Origin of the sequence: Paenibacillus anseongensis (genome assembly GCF_009757995.1) — a bacterium.
GTDB lineage: Bacteria > Bacillota > Bacilli > Paenibacillales > NBRC-103111 > Paenibacillus_E > Paenibacillus_E chondroitinus.
Genome location: NZ_WSEM01000023.1, coordinates 65,775 through 86,848 on the forward strand (window position 1 = coordinate 65,775; position 21,074 = coordinate 86,848).

A 21,074-nucleotide genomic window follows, 5' to 3' on the forward strand; every position below is an offset into this window, starting at 1 on the left:
AGGATGGCTCTATTTCTGCTCTACCTTACTTCCCCTGCGTCCTTAAGTTGCGTATTTACATGCACATTTACTTCCGCTTTGGCAAACGCCTCGCCCCATCGATCGTCCACCTTCTTCCATGCTTCATACTGATGAGCACGTGCGAACAAGCCTAAACCGATCGGGTCAATCTCGTGCTTCTGAAACTTGTCAATGAGTTCCTTAAATTGTTTGTCCAACTGAGTCGTAATCATCTCTTCCAGCTTCTTGCCTTCCTTATCTACATCCAAAGTGAATAACTTTTCCGTCATAAAAATAGGCAGATTTAACGCGACATCAAAATGAAACTGATCTTGTGAATAAGTCACCTTCACTTTCCTTGTGAAATGCATGATATAAAAAGTGACCACTCCTTCGGAAAAAAGGTCGTCCTTGCTTTCTTCCGGCAATTGCACAGAATACGAAAGACTTCCTTCTATGCCTCCTTGAAGCAATAACAGAAGTTGATTTTCTCTCGTATTCAACTTCGCTACATATTTTCCTTTCTTATTCAGCAATGCAGTCCCCGTCGCGACAATTTCTACATTTTTGCGTAATTGCGGCAAGTATGGCGTTATTCCCTTTTCATATATCTGGGTGTGCAGATTATGAAGCGTTGTCGCCGAGATCAGATTTCTTTCTTTTGCTGTATCAATAAGCGTAGCCACATGCAGTGGAAGCCTTCGTTTATTCAAGGGCTTGAAGAACATAATGTCCTCGACAGGACCATCAACAGCAATAACCTTCGCCAAAATATTCGATTTGGAATCTCTGAAACAAATGTCCAGCATCTTAAGCCATCCCTCGTGCTCTAGAACACGTGATCCAACAAGAATACTTTGGACTTTACCGGAGCTTATTAGCGCTGAAACACGAGCATCCAATTCGTTTCTTGCTCCTCTCACCGTCTGGGAATACACCTTGCTTTGCTCATTTTTTTCCTTTGCCTCCTTGTTAAATACAGGACTTGAAGAATAGAATACAAGATTATTGTCCTTGTCCAGATCAATACCCAGCATAAGAAGAAGAGAGATGTCTTCCAAGTCAGTCCGATCATCACATCCTGGTTGTATCAACAGCACAACAATAAGGAGCAGGATTACTCTTCGAACCCGCCGCATTAATTCCGCCACCTCACGATCCAATTCTTCATGATAAGGAGTCCCCATATAAGAAAGGGAAGCAAGTACGCTACACCCACTCCAAGCTGATTAAAATACGCGATCCAAACTTTACTTTCATGCCAACTCAGATCCCAAATGAAGGTGATTGCGATCATCCCTGCCAACAGAACAATCATATGTGCATTCGTTTTCCCTTTTGCAATCAATTGCTCGGTGCATTGCACGGCAATATGAAGCGCAGGAAACCACGTTTTGCAAATGAGGAGTGTATACACAGATAAAAAAATAATATCGAATCTCTCCAGGAAACGATATTCAATGATTTTGGCAGCGGAAAGTGGTGCTAGTTGATATTGAGTGATTTCATCCGGGCTGAAGACAACAAAACAAATAATCGTCACAAACAAGTAAACCGCAAGAGTTAGGGTATTAGCGATTACCACGTTGGCCGAAGCTGTTTTCTTATTTTCCAAATAAGGGTAAAAAAACAGAACGCCTTCAAAACCCAAAAAAGAGAGGATCGTTGAGCTTACACTATGCCAGACTGGCATCCAACCCTCTTTTAGAACCGGAAGCAGGTTTATCCAATTTGCTTCCTTAAAAACATATAGCAGGATGAACGGCATCCATACAGTGCTTAGTATCACGACTTCTGCGAAGCGTCCTAAACTTCGAACGCCTCCCTTTACGACCATAAAGGCCGGCACAACAAATAACAACATAAGCACATAAGTATAAGATTGCTGCATAATCCAAGTTTTAATGATCAAAGCCATTCGGTCAAAAATTAAATAGGCGAACAGAATCATGTAGACAGCAAAAACGAGGGTCAAAAGGGTACCGGACCACTTGCCAAAGTAATGCTTCACCAGATGGATCACGGTCCCGCCAGGATATTTTTTCATGATTTGGATCATAGCCAGACTCGCCACAACCGAACATACCCAGCCCCCAAAAATCGCGATCCACCCATCCGTCCCACTAATTCCTGCCAAAGTGGATGGCATCGTTATCACGCCTACACCTACCTGCATCCCATGAATCAAAAAGATAAACTGTAAGCGCGTGATTTTGTTATTTTCATAGGTATTCCCTGTTTGTGGCATTAGCTGTCATCACCTTCTGCCCGTTTTGAGGTCATCTTCTTTTTCTGAAGAGTTCTAACGCTTTGGGGGCGCATAATCATCTTCCACAGTGGCAGACGTACAAAACCATCTTTCCAATCCCCTGGGCGTATGGGGGCAAGCGGTGAGGTGTAGGACTGGCCAAGTGACTTTAAATTAATGAGGTGCGCAATCAAAACCATGTACCCGGCTACGATTCCGACAATGCCGAAAATAGATGCAATAATCATCATAGGAAACCGGATTAACCGAATGGACGAGGCCATGTCATAGTTGGGCAGGATGAAAGAAGCCACCGCCGTAGAGGCTACGATTACGACCATAAGATTGCTGACAATGCCCGCTTGAACAGCCGCTTGCCCGATAACGATCCCGCCTACAATGCCTACCGTCTGTCCTACGGGAGCTGGCAAGCGAATGCCGGCTTCACGAAGCATTTCGAGCATAATCTCCATGATTAAAGCTTCGATAAGCGGCGGATATGGAACAACAGCTCTAAACTCACCGATAGATAAAATAAGATCTAGAGGAATTACTTCATGATTGAAGGAAATGCAGGCAATATAGATCCCCGGCAGGAAAGCGGCCACAAAACAGGCCAATATGCGCAGCAGCCGAAGGAAGGTCGCCACGGGCCAACGCATGCTGTAATCATCAATGCCTTGAAAAAAGGACACCAGATTCATAGGTGCAATCAACACGCTGGACGAACGATCGAGCACGACGCAAATTCTTCCCTGCAAAATTTGGGAGGCCGCTGTATCGGGCCGTTCCGTCGTAATAAATTGCGGAAACAAGGAGAAGGAGTTATCCTCGATATGTTCGGCAAGTTCTCCTGTATTTAATATGCAGTCTACATTTAACCCCGTAATCCTGTTCTCCAGTTCCTGTAAAAGTTCGGGCAACGCAACATCTTCCAAATATAAAAGGGAAACCTTGATTCTCGCTCTTCGGCCTATATAATACTCCTTGATTTTCAACTCCGTGCTGCTAATATACCGGCGAATTAACGCAATATTTTGAGCGTCCGTTTCGACAAATCCTTGGTGAGCTCCTTTTAATGAGGCCTCGATCTGTGAATCTGTAATCGCCCTTTGCGGCCAGCCCTGCGTATCCATGGCATAGGCATGTGGAAGCCCATCAACGAAGAGGACGCTATATCCGTGCAAGATAGAAGTCTCTATTTGCTCCCATGTCGCTATCGTGCTCATAAGTCCAAGCGTTACAGGCAGTTCACCCTCTGTTGTATCCGCATGGTGAAACATGAGCTGGCGCAAGACGTTGTTGTTGATCGCATTTTTATCGACAAGTCCGGACAGGTACACAAGTGCCGCTTGGCTATCCATTTGTTTATAAGTGAAGGTACGGACGACCAAATCTGGTGTTTTGTTAAAAAGTGCCTGCAGAAACTTTACATTCTCTGTAAGAGTCGTATGCAGCGAATTGCTCCCTGGCGTGAAATGATTGTTCTGCCCCGGTTCGGGCCCTTGAATGAATATCCGGTTCGTCCAGCGAAATAATCGGCGAACAAAACTCATCATGTACACCCTCTTACCTCATCCAATCTTGTCGTCTCATTTTCCCTTGAATTTCCACGGATTATTCATGGTTTTTTATCAGGGCCAGTGAAAATCAGCTTTTTGCGAATAGGCATGTATAAAAGGTGGAAAAATTTCGGATGTTATAGGAGGAATGCGAGGTGAAACCATGTCTACCCACGAGGAATCCAATTCAGAATATCCGCGGAAAATCCGCGACTTCCAGGTACTTAGCACAATGAAGCCCAGTGAATGGACGGAGATTGAACTCCAGAGCAGCCACAGGCAAATGAGCGACTTATCCCCTTGGCTTAATGAGCAGGGCACCCATATCCACAGTCAAATCATTCAGGAAATCGAACGTCGCGGCGTCTGACTTAGTAAACATAGATGTTGCTTTATTATCGAAATTCCTTCATAATGAAGAAGTTGAATCTACATAATTTTAGGAGGTATTTATACAATGGCACATCAACTACCAGCTCTTCCTTATGCGAACGATGCACTTGAGCCACACATCGATGCAAAAACGATGGAAATTCACCACGATCGTCACCATAACGCTTACGTGACGAACTTGAATGCAGCTTTGGACAAGCATCCTGCTCTGCACGATAAATCCCTTAATGACCTGATCGCTGACCTGAACAGCCTTCCTGAAGATATTCGCACTGCTGTTCGCAACAACGGTGGCGGACACGCGAACCACTCCCTGTTCTGGGAAGTTATCGCACCAAACGCTGGCGGAGCACCTACTGGCGCGCTTGCAGCAGCTATCGAGAGTGAGCTTGGCGGTTTTGACAAATTCAAAGCTGACTTCGCTGCTGCAGCAACAACACGCTTTGGTTCCGGCTGGGCTTTCCTAGCTGTTGACAAAGCTGGCAAATTGAAAGTATACAGCTTGCCTAACCAAGACAGCCCGATCATGGAAGGCGAAACGCCAATCCTTGGTCTTGATGTTTGGGAGCACGCTTACTACCTGAACTACCAAAACAAACGCCCTGACTACATCGCAGCGTTCTGGAACGTTGTGAACTGGGCTGAAGTTGGCAAGCGTTACGACGCTGCGAAATAAGCTAGCCATACAAGGAGCTGTCCATCGAGTAGATTTTTCTACTTGAGGGCAGCTCTTTTTTTTATTTGACCCCTGTGTGGCGACCTAGTGACATCCTCGGACATCCTCCTTTGGGACTATTAATGGTGGAAATTGTTTACGGTTTTTCGGGAAAGTAGTACGATAACGGTAACCAATATTATCCTGAAATGAGTTGAGAGCCCTGTGAAATCAATCGTCCCCCTACTTCAAAATGTTCCTCTTTTCCAAGAACTCTCACAAGCTGATTTATTAGGCATCTCGCCTTTGTTTATTGAAAAAAAAGTGAAGAAGGGCAGCATTCTATTCTTGGAAGGCGATGCAGGCGAGGAGTTATTCCTTATCAAATCGGGTGTCGTCAAAATATATCGGTTGGATGAAGCCAAGGAGATTATTCTGGCTTTGTTTCGGGACGGGGATTTTTTTGGTGAGATGTCTCTGATAAGCGCCGGTCTTACCCGATCGGCAACCGCTGAGACGCTGGAAGCCTGCACACTTTATGCGCTCAAACGCACTTCGTTCGTGCAATACATGGAAAAGAGCCCTAGGCTATGCCTAAAGCTCTTGGAAACAACGATGGGCCGATTGCGTCAGGCCAATGACCAGATCTATGATCTAACGTTTCTTGGCGTGCGCTCACGTATTATTAAAACCATTATTCGCCTATCCGAGCAGCATGGCATCCCTGCACAGGACGGTCTTCTGATTAATGTCAAATTGACGCATCAGCAGCTCGCCAATATGGTGGGCACTGTACGGGAGTCCGTTACCAAGGTGCTGCAAGAGCTCCAGGACGACGACCTCATACAAATTGATAAAAAGTTAATCACATTAAGAAATGTGGAAGCGATTAAAGCCGAAATTCGCTAATATCCGTGGATCAGGGAGCACCTACTCGTTGCTCTCCTGCCACTCTTTCATAATCCGAATGAACACATTCGGGAAAGCATACTGCTGCAGCTCATCCGGGCCTACCCAGCGGTAATGGAACGGGATCCATTCTCCCCCGTTGGTTGGGTGGCTCAAGCTAGTGAGCTTGGCGCGAAATACTTTCATTTTCCAGACAATATGGCTGAAAATATGCTCCGTATCCATGAACCACTCGCCAGGCTGGATCATGATTTGCTCTTGGTCGGCAAGCGCTTTGCGCAGCAAGTCCTTGTTCTCTTCGTCAGAGAGCCATCCCTCCGGCTCCCACGTCACATGCGGCAGCTCCCACATCCGGGCTAACAATCCTTCCTGCGGACGCTGTCTGATCAGCCATTTGCCTTCATTCTCACCCGTACCTTCGATCAAAGCCACTGCCCGCAGCTCATGACGAGGCGGTTTGGCTTTCTTTTTGATGGGCAAGCCTTCTTCCATCCCTGCTTCACGTGCCGAGCAATGGGCCATGACGGGACACGTCAAGCAGTGCGGTGACCGAGGCGTACATACCATAGCCCCAAGCTCCATCAACGCTTGATTAAAGTCACTCGCCGTTCCTTCCAGGATGAGCTCGCGCGCCAGCTTCTCCATACGGGTCCGAGTCGCCGGCTTCATGATATCTTCTTCAATGAGAAAATAACGCGACAACACGCGCATGACATTACCGTCTACAGCCGGCTCCGGCTTATTGTAGGCAATGCTTAGTACCGCTCCAGACGTATAGGGCCCGACACCTTTTAACGATGAAATCTCTTCTTTCGTCTGCGGAACGATGCCGCCATAACGCTCGTGCACTTCACGCACCGCTGTTTGAAGATTCCTTGCACGCGAATAATAGCCTAATCCCTCCCAGGCCTTCAGCACATTCTCCTCAGGTGCAGTCGCCAGGGCTTCTACCGTAGGGAATTGATCAATAAACCGATGGAAATAAGGAATAACCGTATCCACTCGGGTTTGCTGCAGCATGACTTCGGAAATCCATATATAATAAGGGTTTTTACTTCTTCGCCATGGTAAATCACGTTTGTGCGTATGGTACCAATCCAGTAAGTTTTTGGAAAAATAAAGCATTTGTTCTTGACTGTACATGAGCTCTCCTTCTCTATAGGGCGCGTTCCAGTTATAATGAATGAATGGACATGAGTCCATTATACGAGAATTGCGGAACATAAAACTAGAGGTGAATGTATGCAAAACGAGAAGCAAGTACATAAAAGGAAATTATGGATCGGCGAAGCGCGTGCTCTCCTCCCTCTGCTCTTCATCTGGGGCGCGGAGTGGATGTTCAGTGCGCTTATGGATATTGCGATCTATTGGCGCGACCTGGATTGGTTAAAACAAGCCGCCCTCCTTACCGCTGTCATAGCGAGCTTAGTGCAGCTGTGGAGCCTGCGGAAGGATTTCCGCGCTGGCGGAGAGGGCTTACAGGACCAAAGCGGCTGGGGGCATCCGGCTCTGCTGCTGCTGCCAGGCGTGATGCTGATTGCCGCTATCGCTTTGCTTGAGGCCATTGGCGCTATCGGTCCTTTATTCGCCCCTGTGCTGCGAGCTTTCATTCTCGCAATTGGATTTGTGCAGTTCGGGCTGCTGCTTGGCAGACCTTTGATTTATTTGGGACTGTGGCTGTTCGCCTTGTCCGCTGTGATGGGTGTATGGTATTTGGGCTATTCCGCCGTCATCCTCGAGGGCATGGGTGGTATCAGCCTCGTCGTATGCGGATATATGCTGCGCGTTTGGGGGCGGCAAAGCTAGGAAAGTGCAAGACATACATTCAGCGGCAAATAGGAGGACACTCACTATGAGGCAAAACAAAGAAACCATGCTGCGCACAGCATGGCGATGGAGAATCGGCGCACTCGTCCTTGCGCCGATGGTGCTCGCGTTAGCTGCATGCGGCGGGGCTTCCGGTGGCGAAGCCACACCGAAGCCTCCGGCCGCCACCGCAGCAAGCGAGAGCAACCCTGCGTTCGTGAAGGCGCAGGAGCTCTTCACAGCGAACAAGTGCATCAGCTGCCACGGCGTTGATCTGGCTGGCAGAGCCGGCGCCAAGACCAATTTGCAAAAGGTCGGCAGCCAAATGACCAAAGAACAAATTGCGAGCCAGATCAAAAACGGCGGCGGCGGTATGCCCGCTTATAGCACGAAGTTGTCCGAGGAAGAGGTCGGACAGCTGAGCGATTGGCTCAGCTCCAAAAAATAGCAGCCTTAGAGCTGCTCTACAATCGCATAGGCGGCAGCCATCGATTCCGTATGCGTAATGCTGATATGGATGCGCAGGCTGCCTATTAAGCCTGCCCGCTGCAGCGCTTCCTCGCGCACGTGGCATATCGGCTTGCCCAGTCCGTCAGGCAGCACCTCCACGTCCTGAAAGCCAATCTGCTTGCCGATACCGCAGCCAATCGCTTTCACAATCGCTTCCTTTGCCGCAAAACGGCCGGAAGCAAACTCCGCTAACCGCCCTCGGCGTTTTTGCGCAAGCTCTCTCTCCGGAGGCGTCATAATCCGCTCCAGAAACCTTTCACCCGCTGAACCTTCCAGCATCTTGCGCACTCGCGCAATTTCCACCAAATCCGTTCCGACGCCAATAATCATCGCTCGTGAGCACCACTTTTCTGCTGCGTTTTGCGTCCACTGTACACGATTCACTCTTCATGGTCAAGGGGACTGTTTGTTTACAGGGGCTATCAGTGGGCTATCAGTGGGCTATTAGCGGGCTTCCGGGAAACTCCCAAAAGACTTCTAGTTACTTCCAGGTAAGTAAGTTACCCTATTTTCAGTTCTTATGCCACGCAGGAACTAGGCGTATACTGGACTTAGATTAAAAGCTGGGAGGCCTACATAAATGAGAATCATGCCACTTGAAAAACGTGGAATATCGAACAGCCGAATTGCTTTTGGATGTATGGGCATTGGCGGGGACTGGACGGCAGCTCCCTTGACCAAGGAAGATTATATCATTGCCGAGAAAGCTGTAGAAGCTGCGCTTTCCATTGGCATCACCATGTTCGATCATGCCGATATTTATAAAAGAGGAAAGTCGGAAATTGTTTTCGGCGAAGTCCTGAAGAAAAGACCTGATCTTCGCGATCAAATCATCCTTCAATCCAAAGTGGGCATCCGTTTCCAGGATGATGTGAATCCACAGCGCTTTGATTTTAGCAAAAATCACATGATTCCCGCAGTTGATGGCATCCTCAGCCGTCTAGGCGTGGAGCATCTGGATGTTCTGCTGCTTCACCGCCCAGATCCGCTTATGGAACCGGAAGAGATCGCAGAAGCCTTCAATATATTGCGTTCTGCCGGCAAAGTGCGCCACTTCGGCGTCTCCAATATGACCGCTGCGCAAATGCGCTTCATTCAAAATTCGTTGCCGGAGCCGCTTGTGGTGAACCAGCTGGAATTGAGCCTGGCTCGCCTGGACTGGATTGAACAAGGCATCCTTGTCAATCAAAAAGCCGGCGTAGGCGTCAATTTCGCCGATGGCATCCTGGAACACTGCCAGATGGCGGACATCCAAATCCAGGCTTGGGGCCCGCTGGCCAAAGGCATCTTCTCTGGCAAAGTTTTGGAGGATGCGCCAGATAACATCGTAAAAACAGCAGCCCTCGTTAAGAAACTGGCTGCTGAGAAAGAAACAAGCTTGGAAGCCATCGTACTTGGCTGGTTAATGAAGCACCCGGCTCGCATTCAGCCGGTCATCGGCACTTCATCTGTCGAGCGTATCCATGCTTGCCAAGATGCGCTCCGCGTATCTGAAAATATGACACGCGAAGAGTGGTATACGCTGCTCGAAAGCTCACGCGGTGTGCGCGTTCCATAGGTTCGTAGGCTCGACACTCACTCTCCCATAAACAAGCAACCCCCGACCTGACAAGGCCGGGGGTTTTCATTAACGGGCTTAAATACCCGGAATCGGAATACGTTTATGCTCCGTTTTGAGATATTGCTTCTCCAGCTTCTCTTGCACAGCTGGATCAATTTGCTTGCCTTCCAAATAGTCGCTGTTATCGCCGTATGTAATGCCAAGCTCGTTCTCATCCGTCTGGCCGTCCCAGAGACCTGCGGTTGGGGCTTTGTCCAGCACGCTTTGCGGAACGCCCAGCTTCGCTGCAAGAGCTCGTACTTGCCGTTTATTCAGCGTGCTAAGCGGTGTGATGTCGACGGCACCGTCGCCATATTTCGTAAAGAATCCGGTAATCGCTTCGGAGGCATGGTCTGTGCCCACAACGATGAGGCCCAGTTCAAAAGCAAGGGCATACTGCATCACCATGCGCGTCCGCGCTTTGACGTTGCCTTTGCCGCCACGGCTCACATGCTGGTGAACGCCGATATGCTTGAGCCCATATTCGACTTCAATGGCGATTTCGTCGACAGCCTCTTCAATATTGTTTTCGATTTGATATTTCAAATCGAATGCTTTGGCCACCGCGTAGCTATCTTCGATATCTACTTGCTGACCGTAGGGTTGAAACACGCCGACCGTCTTGTACTCGGTGCCTTTCTCCGCAGTCAGCTCGTCCGTCGCCTGCTTGCACAAACCCGTCGCTACAGCGCTATCGATTCCGCCGCTGATTGCGATCAGCAGGCCGTTCGCTTTCGCGCCGAGCACATAATTTTTCAGAAAGTCCACACGTTTGCGGATTTCTTCGTCAATATCAATTTCCGGCTTCACGCCAAGCTTTGCGATAATTTCTGCTTGCAAACTCATGCCTCTCTCCACCTTTTCTACAGTGTAAAAACCAACCTTCTTTGAAATCTAGTATAGACTTTCACTCTCAAAATTTCAAAGAATAATCGCATTTTTCTGCCCATAAAAAGGAAAAGACCCGCCATGCATCAGCTGCAATAGCGAGTCATTATTCCTTATTTGCAATATTGATTGAAAGCACCGATCAAATCGCCTGCGATCATATCAGCGGAACGGTCTTCAATTTGGTGACGTTGGATGAAGTGAGCAAGCTCACCATCTTTGAACAATGCGATGGATGGGGATGATGGCGGGTATGGTGCCAAATATTCACGAGCCTTCGCTGTTGCATCCTTCTCTTGCCCTGCGAACACCGTGTATGTGTACGTTGGCAGTGTATCATTTTGAAGCGCTTTGGCTACGCCTGGACGACATTGACCTGCTGCGCATCCGCAAACGGAATTGATAACCAGCAGCATTGTGCCATCTTTGGATTTCTCCATCGCTTCGTTCACTTGCTCCGGAGTCAGAAGCTCCGTAATTCCCAGACGAGTCAAATCTTCCCTCATCGGTTTAACCATATCTTTCATGTAAGAATCAAAAGACATTGCCATATGTTCCACCCCTTAGGATTTAATAGTTACTCTCAAAACGTAATCGTTACAACTTATATTATACATCCGTTGGCGGTGAATGCAAAGTACCTATAGCCGGCTTCTGACACAAATAGAAATAAAGCGAAAGCTATTAAGCTTCCGCCTCATCCTTTTTCCTCGTACTAGAAGCCTCTCCCGGCTCAAAGGAAACATCTTTATCCGGATGCGTGAAAATCCCGCTTTGCGGCACGATGCCTTTTTCGAAATAGTCGCGATTCTCGGCGCTTTGAAAGCCGATGTCCTTATACGGGTGGACCCATTCATCGCCTGCCATGACTTCGGGATCGGTCTCAGCCGTCCACTGCTCCAGCGGGGAGTTGTCTGATTCGTATTCATGATCGCCGATGACGACACCATGTTCGTTCACGAACGCATCGCGCGGACCGCGCCCCTGCTCAAATTGCGGGAGAAAGTCGATCTCGAAAGGATCGAGATTGCTTTGGTCCTGAGCGGTTTGGGCTGTTTTCTTCGGATCTTTGCTCATGTCGACGGCCGGTTGGGTCCGTCCAGTTTTTTGTCCACGAAGCCCTCTTTACCTGCACCGGTTTGCGACTTCTCGCGCTCTTTGTTTTGCTGCTCTTGCTGGATTTGGGTCTTGGAATCGTTTTGACTCATTGCACTCAGCTCCCTTCTGCCAGTATTATGTGCCAAAGCAGGTAGAAGCATTCCAACGATGATCATGAAAAGAAAGATCAGCTGCGCCAAGCTTAAATAAAGCAGTTCAGGCTTCGCAGCGGCAAAAAAACTGGCTAACATTCCGCTGGCGCCACTGTACATCAGTGAGTATTTCAGTAAAATCCCGCTCCCGAAGCGGTTCCGACGCCCCTCATACCCAATCTGCCAAATAAGCAAAGGGAGGAGCAACAACGAGACATAGGCGTGAAAAGGATGAAAACGCGATATCGTACCTTCCACACGAATGCCCCATGGCCATGTAGTCGGCAATCCGTATCCCGGGATCAGCGCACAATATACAAATATGGCCGCAGTCAGACCAGCAGCCAATATATCTAGAAAAACGTACAGCGGTATCCGCTGTTTTCTTATTTGAACGTACATATAAACAGCAGCCAATAGCAGTCCAAGCATTATTTCTGTGCTAGAGCCTACTACCATAAGAAGTTTCAATGGACTTGTCCAGAGTATCGAGGGTTGTGTGACGATAATGCCAAGCTTCCATGTGATTAATACGATGATTGCACCAGCAAAAACGATATCATCAATCGGCTTAGACATCATGGCCTCTTCCCGACTACTTACTTGCCGCGCTGCCCTCCGAATCAACCATAAGCCTATAACGCAAGCCAAAAGCACCGCTACCAGCTTCCCTTGCAGCTGCAATGGCCCTAACTGAAATACATCCGGCATCCTATCGCCTCCCTCTCTCCATTACATCCATCGTAACGAGAGGAGACGCGATGTGCAACTATCAGGGCTCCAAGAACTGAAAGGTAAAGGAGGATTTCTGCAACTTGTCAAAACGGAAGCCTGCGGCTTTCAGCTTGCGAATCACAACAGGCAGCGCCTCTACAGTCGTGGTCTTATACGTGTTATCGTGCATCAGTACGATAATGCGCTTTTTCCCTTTGCTTGCGCTAAGCACAGAGTCGATGATCATGTCTCTATCCTGCACTGGGGCAGCAGCATCCGTCGAGCTAACGTTCCAGTCGAAATACTGGTAACCTTGTTCTTTTGCCTTGGCCGTCACCTGATTCATAATTCCCCTGCCGCCGGATTTACGGCTCACTTGATTGTTCGAACCGCCTGGAAACCTTAGAATCTCAGGTCGAAATCCGACCGTTTCCTCCAGAAGTCGATCCAACCTGCGCACATCTTTGATGAAAGCTTCTGGTGATTTATAAATACGGTTATAATCATGCGAATACGTATGATTCCCAAGTGCGTGTCCATCCGCTGCGATTTCTTTATAAAGCGATTTACCTTCACTCGTTTCTGTACCTATGACGAAGAAAGTTGCGGTTACCCCATTGGTTTTTAAAATATGTAAAATCTTCCTTGTACTATTTGACGGACCGTCATCAAAGGTCAAATAGGCGATTTTATTCCCTACCGGAGGTGGACTGTGATGTGGAGGGCCAGTATAGAAATGCCTCGTCTCCACAACCGTTATTTCTTTGTCATCATTCGGCGGGGCAGATGGGCTCACTTCTGTTACCTCACTAGCTATTTTCCCAGATAACTGTTTAGGTACTTGCGCCGCTTGCTCCGTATGTATTTGTTCGGTCCCACACCCTGCTGCACTGACGCTAATCATTAACCCTATTAAATAAACGCCTGCTCGTCGTTTCTGATCACCCATGGATGCTCCCCCTCTTCGTGCGTTTCCTGTGCCATTTTAGTATGGCTATCCGCGCATTCGACATTAAACCCAATATTTCCCGGGAAATCCGACAGGAACAGCCCCGTTTCTTCCTTTCACTCTAGTAGCAAAATAAAAAAGACCATCCACAGGTCAATTTCAACCTAAGGATGGTCCTTTTCTTGCAAACCGCTTACTCAGCAGCGCTGCCGTTTAATTTCTCTCTCAGCAGGTTCATCTGCTCATCAACCTTTGCTTGCTTCGCCACATCAACAGGTGTGTAGCTGCCTACCGTACCAGCGGGTACATATGGCTTGCGTGCGATTTCCGCTTCAACTTCCAGTTGAATGATTTTCTCTTCCATGCGTTGGAAGCCACGCGATGCGTTGCCGCTTTCGATTACGCCGTTGTAGGAAACTTGCGCCATTTGTTTTTTCGCTTTGGCAAGCTGAGCACGGGATACAAGCTCGTTGCGTTTGTTGCGCATTTTGTAGAACTCATCTTTCATTTCATGAAGCTGTTGTGTCAGCTCATCGGCATGCGCTTTGGCAGAAGCATATAAATCCGTGTACTCAACAATTTTATCTTCATGGTACAATTTTTCTTCAACCGCTTGGCGAGCGATGGCTTCTTGGCCGTTTTTGATTGCTGTGGAAGCTTTCGCTTCACGATCAGCTACTAGACGAACGGACTCCTCAAGGCGTTGTTTCAATTTGCGCTCACTTGCAATTTGCCGAGCCACTGTTACTTCAGCCTGGGCAATTTCTTGCTCCATGTCGCGCAGATACTGATTTAACATTACGATCGGATCCTCGATTTTATCCAATACCTCGTGAATTGATGCTTTTGTCATATCCTTCATTCTTGTAAATACTCCCATGGTTTACACGTCTCCTTTTTTAATATCAATTGGTTGTTGTTGTTCAAAACGAGCGACTTTAGCTCTTAGTTCTTCCACTTCTCTTTGCAGAGCTTTCTTCTCGATATCTTTCATCATTTCATCAATGTTATTGGTTTTGCTTGCCTCGTAAGGCGCGTTGTAGCCTGCATGATGCGGCGGCACGTGACCAGGGTGCGGCTTGTGAGCCGTCGTATTCCAACCACCGTTGTACGGAGGGCGGTTATACGAGCCAGCATAAGGATCAAAAGGCGGATGGTCGTAGCCAGGCTCCTTCGGAATCACAATAGCGGCGATAAAGTAGATGAAAATGACTGTTCCACCTGTGAAAAATGTTGTGATGACCACTAGCAGTCTTAGTAATGTAGCATCAACGTTCATAGCTTCGGCGAGTCCGCCGCAAAGACCAGTTACTTTTTTATCTCTTCGTGAGCGGTATATTTTGCTCATGATTGTTTGTTCCCTCCTGATTCAGCCTATTGCGTAGCGCCTCAAGCTCAGCGTCTACAGCCGGATTGCCCGCACCGTAGTAGCTTTCGCGGCCCATACGCCGTACATCTCGGAGCGTTCTTGCATGAAGCTCCATATCGGATACGCGCTCTTCCAAGCGGCCGAACATCCGTGGTGACGCATCCTGCGACACGCTGCTGCGAGCATGCAATCTCTGCTGCAAGCGAGCGGATTCCATTCGGGCCAGGTAGTAGCTGCGTTTATCTGCCACTTCTTTGTAATCTGCTTTGAGCTGCTGCAGCTCTTCATCCAAGTCCAGGATGGATTGCTTGGCTTGCTCATACAATTCGCGATATTGCTCGCTTTTCTCCTCAGCTTGCAGCTTCTCTTGAAGCACAATCCGCGCCATATGTTCTTCGCCGGCTTTCAAAGCCAAGAGCGCTTGCTGCTCGCGCTTCTCTTTGGTTTCTAACGCCGTCAGATATTGCTGCCTTAGCGAAGCTGCGTGAGTGACGCATTGCTGGTACAGCCTCTCGGATTGCTGAAGCTGTTCGCGCTGAGCAGCTAAGTATTGGTCGATCAAGCGGACCGGATCTTCGGACCGTTCCAAATGTTCATTCAGGGATGCTACGGTAATGTCTCTCATACGCCTCAATAGGCTCATCTCTCATACCACCTTTTCCACTCTGTTTTGCCATCCTATTTACACGGTTCTTCTTGTCAACATCGAAACCCCGTAACCAATCAATCCAATCGCCAGAAGAATAATGATCCAGCCGGCTAATTTGCCAACCAGGATAACACCGCCGATCCCTGCAATCAGCCAACCGAATTTATTGCCATTCTGAATGCCAATATATCCTAGACCGACCATACCAATCGGAATCAGGTATCCCATCACCGAACCGATAAAGGGTCCCATGTGAAGCCCCAACTTGTTAAGCAGAATCAGTGCGCCGAATGCGATTAGCAAAGCGGCTAAGCCTGTATTTCTTTTCATGATTTCGTCACCGCCTTTCGTTATGTGCTGTGCTCTTGTTCATGTCTTTATTCTAGGTAAAATCGAGCTTTTCCAAAACGGACCGCGGACGGTATTTCATACTAGACCTTAGTCGGGGCGCATCTACGACCTCTGTTCAGACCGGAAATATTACGGTGGCAGATAGGCTGCCGTGTACATACAATAACAAGTGATGGGGAAGGGGGCCGAACCAATGCCTTCAGTGGTCTATGGCGGTGTCAAAATTCTAAGTGTGAACTCGGGTTCGAATGTCCAGTTTGGGGATACCGCCTTAATACGGCTGTCGAGTAATTCCAAGATCTATGCGGGCGCCAACTCATTTTCTCCGGGGGATAGCTTCGGAAGTGTCCAGAATGTCCTAAACGGCAGTGCCAATACGAGTGATCCGGATCTTATTGATACGAATACGAATAATGTGGTGTAACGCACAATGAACCCGGGAACAAATTCCCGGGTTCATTTCCATTAAGCCGCTGCCCTGCGTAACAAACCATATGCTGCTAGCATATAAACAGCAACTAACGGCACCATCCACCAAAATAGCTCCAGATAATGTTGGCCGATCCATGAAAAAATACTTCCCCACATTCCAAATTGGGATAATAACATAGATCCACCAGTACCTATCAGAAAAGTTACAGCGAAAAAGATTAACATACCTAACGCTCCGAATCGCCTATGAATGCTGGAAGTAGCAAACCCCAGAAAGTACATTTGCAACAGGAGAATCAAATAAATACCGAAAACTGCAATGGGCGAAGTATCTCCCAAAAAAGCGATTTTGAAAATATGCAAACGAACTCCCCATCCACCGGTACTTTCTTCAATGAATGACAAAATCATAAGCAGGGCCGCAGTACAAATGCTGTAGAGGAAAGTCGTCAAAGCTGTTCCGACGAAGTAATCCTTCCTACGGATGCTGAGCCCCAAAGCAAAAGGGAATGTATCTTTGAGGGTTACGGCACCTGAAACTAACGTGTAAATGAATATGGAAGCAAGGCCGCCTGTGTTCATCGTTTCTCCCTCATTCAGGGATAATGCAATGAAAAAACTGATAACAAAGTTTAAGCCAAGAATGATCCATGGGACGACTAACCATGACATTTTATTCCGCATATGAAGCTTAATGACGTTACTTACTCGATTCATACCCGCTCAGACCCCTTCCCCACAAGTGGTGTACGTGTCAGATGCACAATGAGCTGCTGCAGAGATACCGGCGCAAACTCCAGCCCTAGCGACTCCGCTTCTCTCCGTTCATGATCCGTTAAAGCCCCCAGAATCGTGGCCGTTGCAGCAGCACCAATGTACTGACGCTCCAGCACTTCCTTGCCTCTTGAGAATGCGTCGATCGCCGTAGCCAACCCAGATACTGTGCAAGCGCGGCCGCGCAGCGCATCCGCATCTTCATCGAGAATCAACTGACCATTATCAATGACCAAAATATGCTCAAGCAGACGGCTTACTTCGTCGATCAAATGCGTAGACAAGATCACCGTACGCGGATACTCCGCATAATCCTCCAGCAAGCGATCATAAAATAAAGCTCTTGCCACGGCATCCAAGCCTAAATACGGCTCATCAAATATGGTTAACGGTGCGCGGCTGGCCAAACCAACCACAATCCCCACGGAAGAAAGCATCCCTCTGGACAACTTTTTCACTCTTCTTTTCAAAGGCAACCGAAAATCTTCAATCAATGACTTGGCATACGTTTCGTCCCACTCCGGGTAAAGTGTTTTGGCAATCTCCATCACATCGGCAACACGATAACCCTCTGGATATCTCTGGCTTTCCTTAATGAAGCAAATTTGATTCAAAACACGGCTATTTTCATAGGGGTTTTCGCCAAATACCTTCAACTCGCCGCTGGTAGCAAACTGCTGGGCGGAAAGAATATGCATGATTGTAGTTTTCCCTGCACCGTTTCTACCCAGTAAACCATAGATTTTATTCGCTTCTATCTTGAAGCTGACCTGATCAACCGCCGTTACGTTCCCATAAGACTTCGTTAACCCGTTCACTTCCACGATGTGGGTCATCACACTTTCCCTCCTCTTCGCACCATTTCAGTTAGCTGTTCCACCGTAATACCTAGCTTTTCAGCTTCTTTCACCATCGCCACAACATACTGTTCATAAAATAATTCTTTTCTCTTCTCCATCAGCTTCGTTCGCGCTCCCTCCGCTACAAACATGCCAATCCCGCGTTTCTTATACAAAATGCCTTGGTCCACTAACAAATTAACGCCTTTCGCCGCGGTCGCCGGATTAATTTGATAAAAAGCTGCGAATTGATTCGTAGAAGGCACCTGCGATTCTTCCGGCATTCTTGCTTCAATAATGTCATCTTCAATCCGTTCCGCGATCTGCACAAAAATCGGGCGGCTATCGTCCATCGTCAAGCCCATTTCCTCACCACCACATTGGTTAGTTACTCATGTAATTAACCATACAACCAAAGGACTTCATTGTCAACAGGCATTGCTTATTTTGGGCACCCTTTCAAACATAAATCCCCTCCAAACTGGGAATACCACTAGAAACAAACTGTCATTCAACTACTCCATGAAAGGTAATCCGCCTATGTTTTTATCTAAAATACGTCTAACTTTCGCTGCCCTGCTGCTCGTATCAACGCCAGTCACCGCCTATGGTGCGGAGTCAAGGACACAAGACGCGCAGCGTACGAGCTACCTGGCCGAAAACCAAATAAATGAGGCTCCCTCTGCCCTGCAGGGAGCCCCACTATTTTCCTTCTCCGTGCTTAGCGATACTCATATCGTGAACACGGATCAAGTATCCCAGCTGCTGCTCAGCCGCGCGCTGGCCGATCACCACAAGCTGCGCCCGGAGAGCAAGCTGCTGGTGCTCAACGGCGACCTGACGGGTGGCACCGAAGGCGACTATCGCAGCTTAGTGGGGCTGCTCAGCAGCCAGCCACATGCTCCTGTGCACGCGACCATGGGCAACCACGACTACTACGGCGTATGGCGTACGCCGGAGGGTGGCATGGATACATTGAAGATGAATCCAGCCTGGTCCAGTAAACAAGCGATCGCGTTATTCGACCGCGTGTGGGGCTACGATAAGCCGTATCACGAGCTTATCGTGGAGGGTTACCGCTTCCTCTTCCTTAGCGGGGAAGCGTATCGTGACGTGAACGCCTCCTATAAGGAGGATGCGTTCCTCTCGGCCGAGCAGCTCGCTTGGCTGCGCGATCGGCTTGCCGTCGCGGGCACGGCGGATGCCGGCAAGCCCGTGTTCGTGTTCCTCCACCAGCCGCTGCCGCAGACACTGGATGGGACAGACCGGGAGCTGGGCGTCGTCCAGCACCAGGAGCTGCGGGCGCTGCTGGATGAGCACCCGAATGTTATTTTGTTCAGCGGCCATACCCACTGGAACCTGGAGACGACCAACCAAGTCAAGCAGCTGAAGTTTCTGGCCGCTTCCAGTGCTTCCATCCGCGAGGTATGGAACGCGCAGAACGAACCGGAGACGATTGGCGTCAGCCAGAGTCTCATCGTGGACGTCTACAAGGACCGCGTGGTGATCATGCGTCGTGAGCATACGACGAAACGCTGGATTGAGCCTTCCATCGCGAAAGGCTACGACGTCAAATAAAAAAAGCCGCACTCCCATGTCCCGAATTAACGGGAAAGGAGCGCGGCTTTTTTATTTGATTAGTTCGTTGCTGCTGAAGTAGCAGCTGCTGCTTCTTCTTTGGCAGGCTTGCCTTTAGGGCCAACAGGGCCTTTTTGCTCAACTTGTTTTTTGATGCTATCCGTCATGCTGTCTTTGATTTTGCTGATCAGATCATCTTCGCTGATGCCTTTGGTAGAAGCCACGTCAGCAATGGATTTCCCTGCTTCCAGCTCCGTTCTCAGTTCATCTTGAGTAATACCCAGAATCTGTGTCAGTGCTTCAGGGTTGCCGAACATTCCAGGACCTCCAGGACCGGCTGGACCGCGGTGATCCCCGCCTCTGCCTTCAGGTCCGCCTTCCGGACGAGTGTTCTGCACTTCTTTCGTAATACGGTCGGAAAGGTCAGCTAGCATTTTATCCGCTTGCTCTTGTGTCAACTTGCCAGCTGTAACTTCCGCGTTAATCGCTGTTGTTTCAGCTGCGACTAACTTCGCCACGAAGTCCGCTTCTGTCAGGCCTTTTTCAACTGCGAATGCTGATAAAGTCTTGCCTGCCTCTAAAGCTTCTTGCACAGCGCTTGGTTCAACGCTAAGGATGGTAGCCGTTTCCTCAACGAGTTTGTCGCCACCAGGTCCTCTTCCACCGCGGTCGCCGCCCGGGAAACCACCCTGGAAACCGCCTCCGAAGCCGCCTTTGAACCCTGTTCCGTCGATTTGCTTCGTTAATCGGTCAGAGAGACCGGAGATAATTTTGTCCGCTTGCTCTTGTGTCAGTTTACCCGCAGTTACTTGATCCGTGATGGATGTTGTCTCCGCTGCGACCAGCTTTTGCAAGTAGTCTTCTTTCGTCAGGCCTTTCTCTTCTGCGAATGCAGCCAATGTTTTGCCTGCTTTCAATGCCTCTTGCACAGCGCTTTCCTCAACACCCAGGATAGTTGCTGTTTCTTTCAGCACATTCCCGCCGCGGAAGCCGCCGCGATCTCCGAACCCTTTTCCTCCTTTGCCAAAGCCTGCTTTTTGACTCATGTCGTTTGCGGAAGGGCTTATCGTATCTGCATAGGCTTGATTATGTAGGGCTCCAACAAAACCAACACCAAGTACAAAAGAAGCGATCAATGAACCTGTAAGAATTTTTCTGGAGATATTTTTCATCGTGTGTTCCACCTTTTCTTTCAATTATTTTTTTGTTTGTTCCTTACAAAACCTAGTATAGATGCCTTACCTGAATTACATCTGAGTACAAACTGAATGTTGGTTGAGAAGTATCTGAGAATTGGCTGAAAAAGGAAACTGAGCGCCGCATGCTCATTTGGTAAAAAAATGCATGGGCAAACTCTGTAGGGGAACTACAGGGCGCTATTCTGCGTGGAATTCGTGTTTTGACTAGTCAAAGGGAACCAGGGGGCGCTATTTTAGCGATATCGGCTTGTAGGTAAGCTTTTGAGGGGAAATAGAGCCCTGTAGTTCCTTCAAAAGCTGGAATGAGTTCATTTCGGTCAATTAAGGCCCTGTAGTTCCCTTCGTTTCAAGCGCGGGGCTGCTAGCGAGGGCGAGGTTCTGGTTCTGGTTCTGGTTCTG

The 21,074-nt window shown here is 48.6% G+C and carries 26 protein-coding genes; 8 read left to right on the forward strand and 18 right to left on the reverse strand.

From position 1 onward, the window contains the following. Positions 1-20: 20 nt before the first annotated feature. The 3 genes from GON05_RS26585 to GON05_RS26595 are packed head-to-tail and all read right to left on the reverse strand — an operon-like array spanning position 21 to position 3,804. The gene (locus GON05_RS26585; protein WP_157323442.1) at positions 21-1,139 is read right to left on the reverse strand and encodes a Ger(x)C family spore germination protein; all 1,119 of its coding nucleotides are present in this window, start codon (positions 1,137-1,139) and stop codon (positions 21-23) included. Then, positions 1,139-2,248: a GerAB/ArcD/ProY family transporter gene (locus GON05_RS26590; protein ID WP_157323444.1), complete on the reverse strand. Its 1,110-nt coding sequence runs from the start codon at positions 2,246-2,248 to the stop codon at positions 1,139-1,141. Before GON05_RS26590 ends, GON05_RS26585 begins: the two co-directional genes overlap by 1 nt. Beyond that, complete coding sequence (locus GON05_RS26595; RefSeq protein ID WP_157323768.1) at positions 2,248-3,804, reverse strand: spore germination protein; 1,557 nt, start codon at positions 3,802-3,804, stop codon at positions 2,248-2,250. The genes GON05_RS26590 and GON05_RS26595 overlap by 1 nt, the downstream gene beginning before the upstream one ends. 154 nt (positions 3,805-3,958) lie before the next feature. Between GON05_RS26595 and GON05_RS26600 the strand changes: the two genes are divergently transcribed. The 3 genes from GON05_RS26600 (at position 3,959) to GON05_RS26610 (ending at position 5,767) form a co-directional block, all read left to right on the forward strand. Next, positions 3,959-4,180: a hypothetical protein gene (locus GON05_RS26600; protein ID WP_246239483.1), complete on the forward strand. Its 222-nt coding sequence runs from the start codon at positions 3,959-3,961 to the stop codon at positions 4,178-4,180. An 87-nt stretch (positions 4,181-4,267) separates the two neighbouring features. Next, complete coding sequence (locus GON05_RS26605) at positions 4,268-4,879, forward strand: superoxide dismutase (protein ID WP_157323446.1); 612 nt, start codon at positions 4,268-4,270, stop codon at positions 4,877-4,879. Between the two features lie 285 nt (positions 4,880-5,164). After that, complete coding sequence (locus tag GON05_RS26610; protein ID WP_157323772.1) at positions 5,165-5,767, forward strand: Crp/Fnr family transcriptional regulator; 603 nt, start codon at positions 5,165-5,167, stop codon at positions 5,765-5,767. A 21-nt stretch (positions 5,768-5,788) separates the two neighbouring features. On the opposite strand, the gene mutY is transcribed toward GON05_RS26610, so the two are convergent. Next, positions 5,789-6,910: an A/G-specific adenine glycosylase gene (gene mutY / locus GON05_RS26615; RefSeq protein ID WP_157323448.1), complete on the reverse strand. Its 1,122-nt coding sequence runs from the start codon at positions 6,908-6,910 to the stop codon at positions 5,789-5,791. Between the two features lie 99 nt (positions 6,911-7,009). Here mutY and GON05_RS26620 point away from each other — a divergent pair, with 99 nt between their 5' ends. Beyond that, positions 7,010-7,573: a hypothetical protein gene (locus GON05_RS26620; RefSeq protein WP_157323450.1), complete on the forward strand. Its 564-nt coding sequence runs from the start codon at positions 7,010-7,012 to the stop codon at positions 7,571-7,573. Positions 7,574-7,619: 46 nt separating this feature from the next. Then, entirely contained in the window at positions 7,620-8,021 is a 402-nt protein-coding gene (locus tag GON05_RS26625; RefSeq protein ID WP_246239485.1) for a c-type cytochrome, read from the forward strand. A 5-nt stretch (positions 8,022-8,026) separates the two neighbouring features. Here GON05_RS26625 and acpS read toward each other — a convergent pair whose 3' ends face one another. Next, positions 8,027-8,413 carry a holo-ACP synthase gene (gene acpS, locus GON05_RS26630; protein WP_127455025.1) on the reverse strand — a complete coding sequence of 129 codons (387 nt, stop codon included), beginning with the start codon at positions 8,411-8,413 and terminating at the stop codon, positions 8,027-8,029. A gap of 250 nt (positions 8,414-8,663) precedes the next feature. Here acpS and GON05_RS26635 point away from each other — a divergent pair, with 250 nt between their 5' ends. Further along, complete coding sequence (locus GON05_RS26635; protein WP_157323452.1) at positions 8,664-9,641, forward strand: aldo/keto reductase; 978 nt, start codon at positions 8,664-8,666, stop codon at positions 9,639-9,641. Between the two features lie 78 nt (positions 9,642-9,719). Here GON05_RS26635 and nadE read toward each other — a convergent pair whose 3' ends face one another. The 9 genes from nadE to GON05_RS26680 all read right to left on the reverse strand — a co-directional run bounded on the left by nadE (position 9,720) and on the right by GON05_RS26680 (position 15,832). Then, positions 9,720-10,529 (reverse strand): ammonia-dependent NAD(+) synthetase, encoded by an 810-nt coding sequence (gene nadE, locus GON05_RS26640; RefSeq protein WP_157323460.1) that lies wholly within the window; start codon positions 10,527-10,529, stop codon positions 9,720-9,722. 155 nt (positions 10,530-10,684) lie between these two features. After that, the gene (locus tag GON05_RS26645) at positions 10,685-11,122 is read right to left on the reverse strand and encodes a BrxA/BrxB family bacilliredoxin (protein WP_127455019.1); all 438 of its coding nucleotides are present in this window, start codon (positions 11,120-11,122) and stop codon (positions 10,685-10,687) included. Positions 11,123-11,255: 133 nt separating this feature from the next. Further along, a complete protein-coding gene (locus GON05_RS26650) occupies positions 11,256-11,648 on the reverse strand; it encodes a DUF3905 domain-containing protein (RefSeq protein ID WP_157323462.1) in 393 nt (130 codons plus the stop codon). After that, positions 11,645-12,532 carry a prolipoprotein diacylglyceryl transferase family protein gene (locus GON05_RS26655; RefSeq protein ID WP_157323464.1) on the reverse strand — a complete coding sequence of 296 codons (888 nt, stop codon included), beginning with the start codon at positions 12,530-12,532 and terminating at the stop codon, positions 11,645-11,647. Before GON05_RS26655 ends, GON05_RS26650 begins: the two co-directional genes overlap by 4 nt. Positions 12,533-12,593: 61 nt before the next feature. Beyond that, complete coding sequence (locus GON05_RS26660) at positions 12,594-13,484, reverse strand: polysaccharide deacetylase family protein (protein ID WP_157323466.1); 891 nt, start codon at positions 13,482-13,484, stop codon at positions 12,594-12,596. Between the two features lie 193 nt (positions 13,485-13,677). Beyond that, a complete protein-coding gene (locus GON05_RS26665) occupies positions 13,678-14,364 on the reverse strand; it encodes a PspA/IM30 family protein (protein WP_157323468.1) in 687 nt (228 codons plus the stop codon). 3 nt (positions 14,365-14,367) lie between these two features. Beyond that, a complete protein-coding gene (locus GON05_RS26670; protein WP_157323470.1) occupies positions 14,368-14,832 on the reverse strand; it encodes a PspC domain-containing protein in 465 nt (154 codons plus the stop codon). Beyond that, the gene (locus GON05_RS26675) at positions 14,801-15,496 is read right to left on the reverse strand and encodes a PspA/IM30 family protein (protein WP_127458722.1); all 696 of its coding nucleotides are present in this window, start codon (positions 15,494-15,496) and stop codon (positions 14,801-14,803) included. Before GON05_RS26675 ends, GON05_RS26670 begins: the two co-directional genes overlap by 32 nt. Before the next feature lie 39 nt (positions 15,497-15,535). Next, complete coding sequence (locus GON05_RS26680; RefSeq protein WP_127458721.1) at positions 15,536-15,832, reverse strand: LiaF transmembrane domain-containing protein; 297 nt, start codon at positions 15,830-15,832, stop codon at positions 15,536-15,538. A 214-nt stretch (positions 15,833-16,046) separates the two neighbouring features. On the opposite strand from GON05_RS26680, the gene GON05_RS26685 reads away from it, so the two are divergent. Further along, a complete protein-coding gene (locus GON05_RS26685; protein ID WP_127458720.1) occupies positions 16,047-16,277 on the forward strand; it encodes a spore germination protein in 231 nt (76 codons plus the stop codon). A 41-nt stretch (positions 16,278-16,318) separates the two neighbouring features. Here GON05_RS26685 and GON05_RS26690 read toward each other — a convergent pair whose 3' ends face one another. The 3 genes from GON05_RS26690 to GON05_RS26700 are packed head-to-tail and all read right to left on the reverse strand — an operon-like array spanning position 16,319 to position 18,263. After that, a complete protein-coding gene (locus GON05_RS26690; protein WP_157323472.1) occupies positions 16,319-17,002 on the reverse strand; it encodes a hypothetical protein in 684 nt (227 codons plus the stop codon). Next, complete coding sequence (locus GON05_RS26695; RefSeq protein ID WP_157323474.1) at positions 16,999-17,895, reverse strand: ABC transporter ATP-binding protein; 897 nt, start codon at positions 17,893-17,895, stop codon at positions 16,999-17,001. Before GON05_RS26695 ends, GON05_RS26690 begins: the two co-directional genes overlap by 4 nt. Further along, positions 17,895-18,263, reverse strand: a complete 369-nt coding sequence (locus GON05_RS26700; protein ID WP_127458717.1) for a GntR family transcriptional regulator — start codon at positions 18,261-18,263, stop codon at positions 17,895-17,897. Before GON05_RS26700 ends, GON05_RS26695 begins: the two co-directional genes overlap by 1 nt. A 157-nt stretch (positions 18,264-18,420) precedes the next feature. Between GON05_RS26700 and GON05_RS26705 the strand changes: the two genes are divergently transcribed. Next, entirely contained in the window at positions 18,421-19,476 is a 1,056-nt protein-coding gene (locus GON05_RS26705) for a metallophosphoesterase family protein (RefSeq protein ID WP_221435268.1), read from the forward strand. 59 nt (positions 19,477-19,535) lie between these two features. On the opposite strand, the gene GON05_RS26710 is transcribed toward GON05_RS26705, so the two are convergent. Beyond that, the gene (locus tag GON05_RS26710) at positions 19,536-20,648 is read right to left on the reverse strand and encodes a hypothetical protein (protein WP_157323477.1); all 1,113 of its coding nucleotides are present in this window, start codon (positions 20,646-20,648) and stop codon (positions 19,536-19,538) included. Positions 20,649-21,074 lie beyond the last annotated feature (426 nt).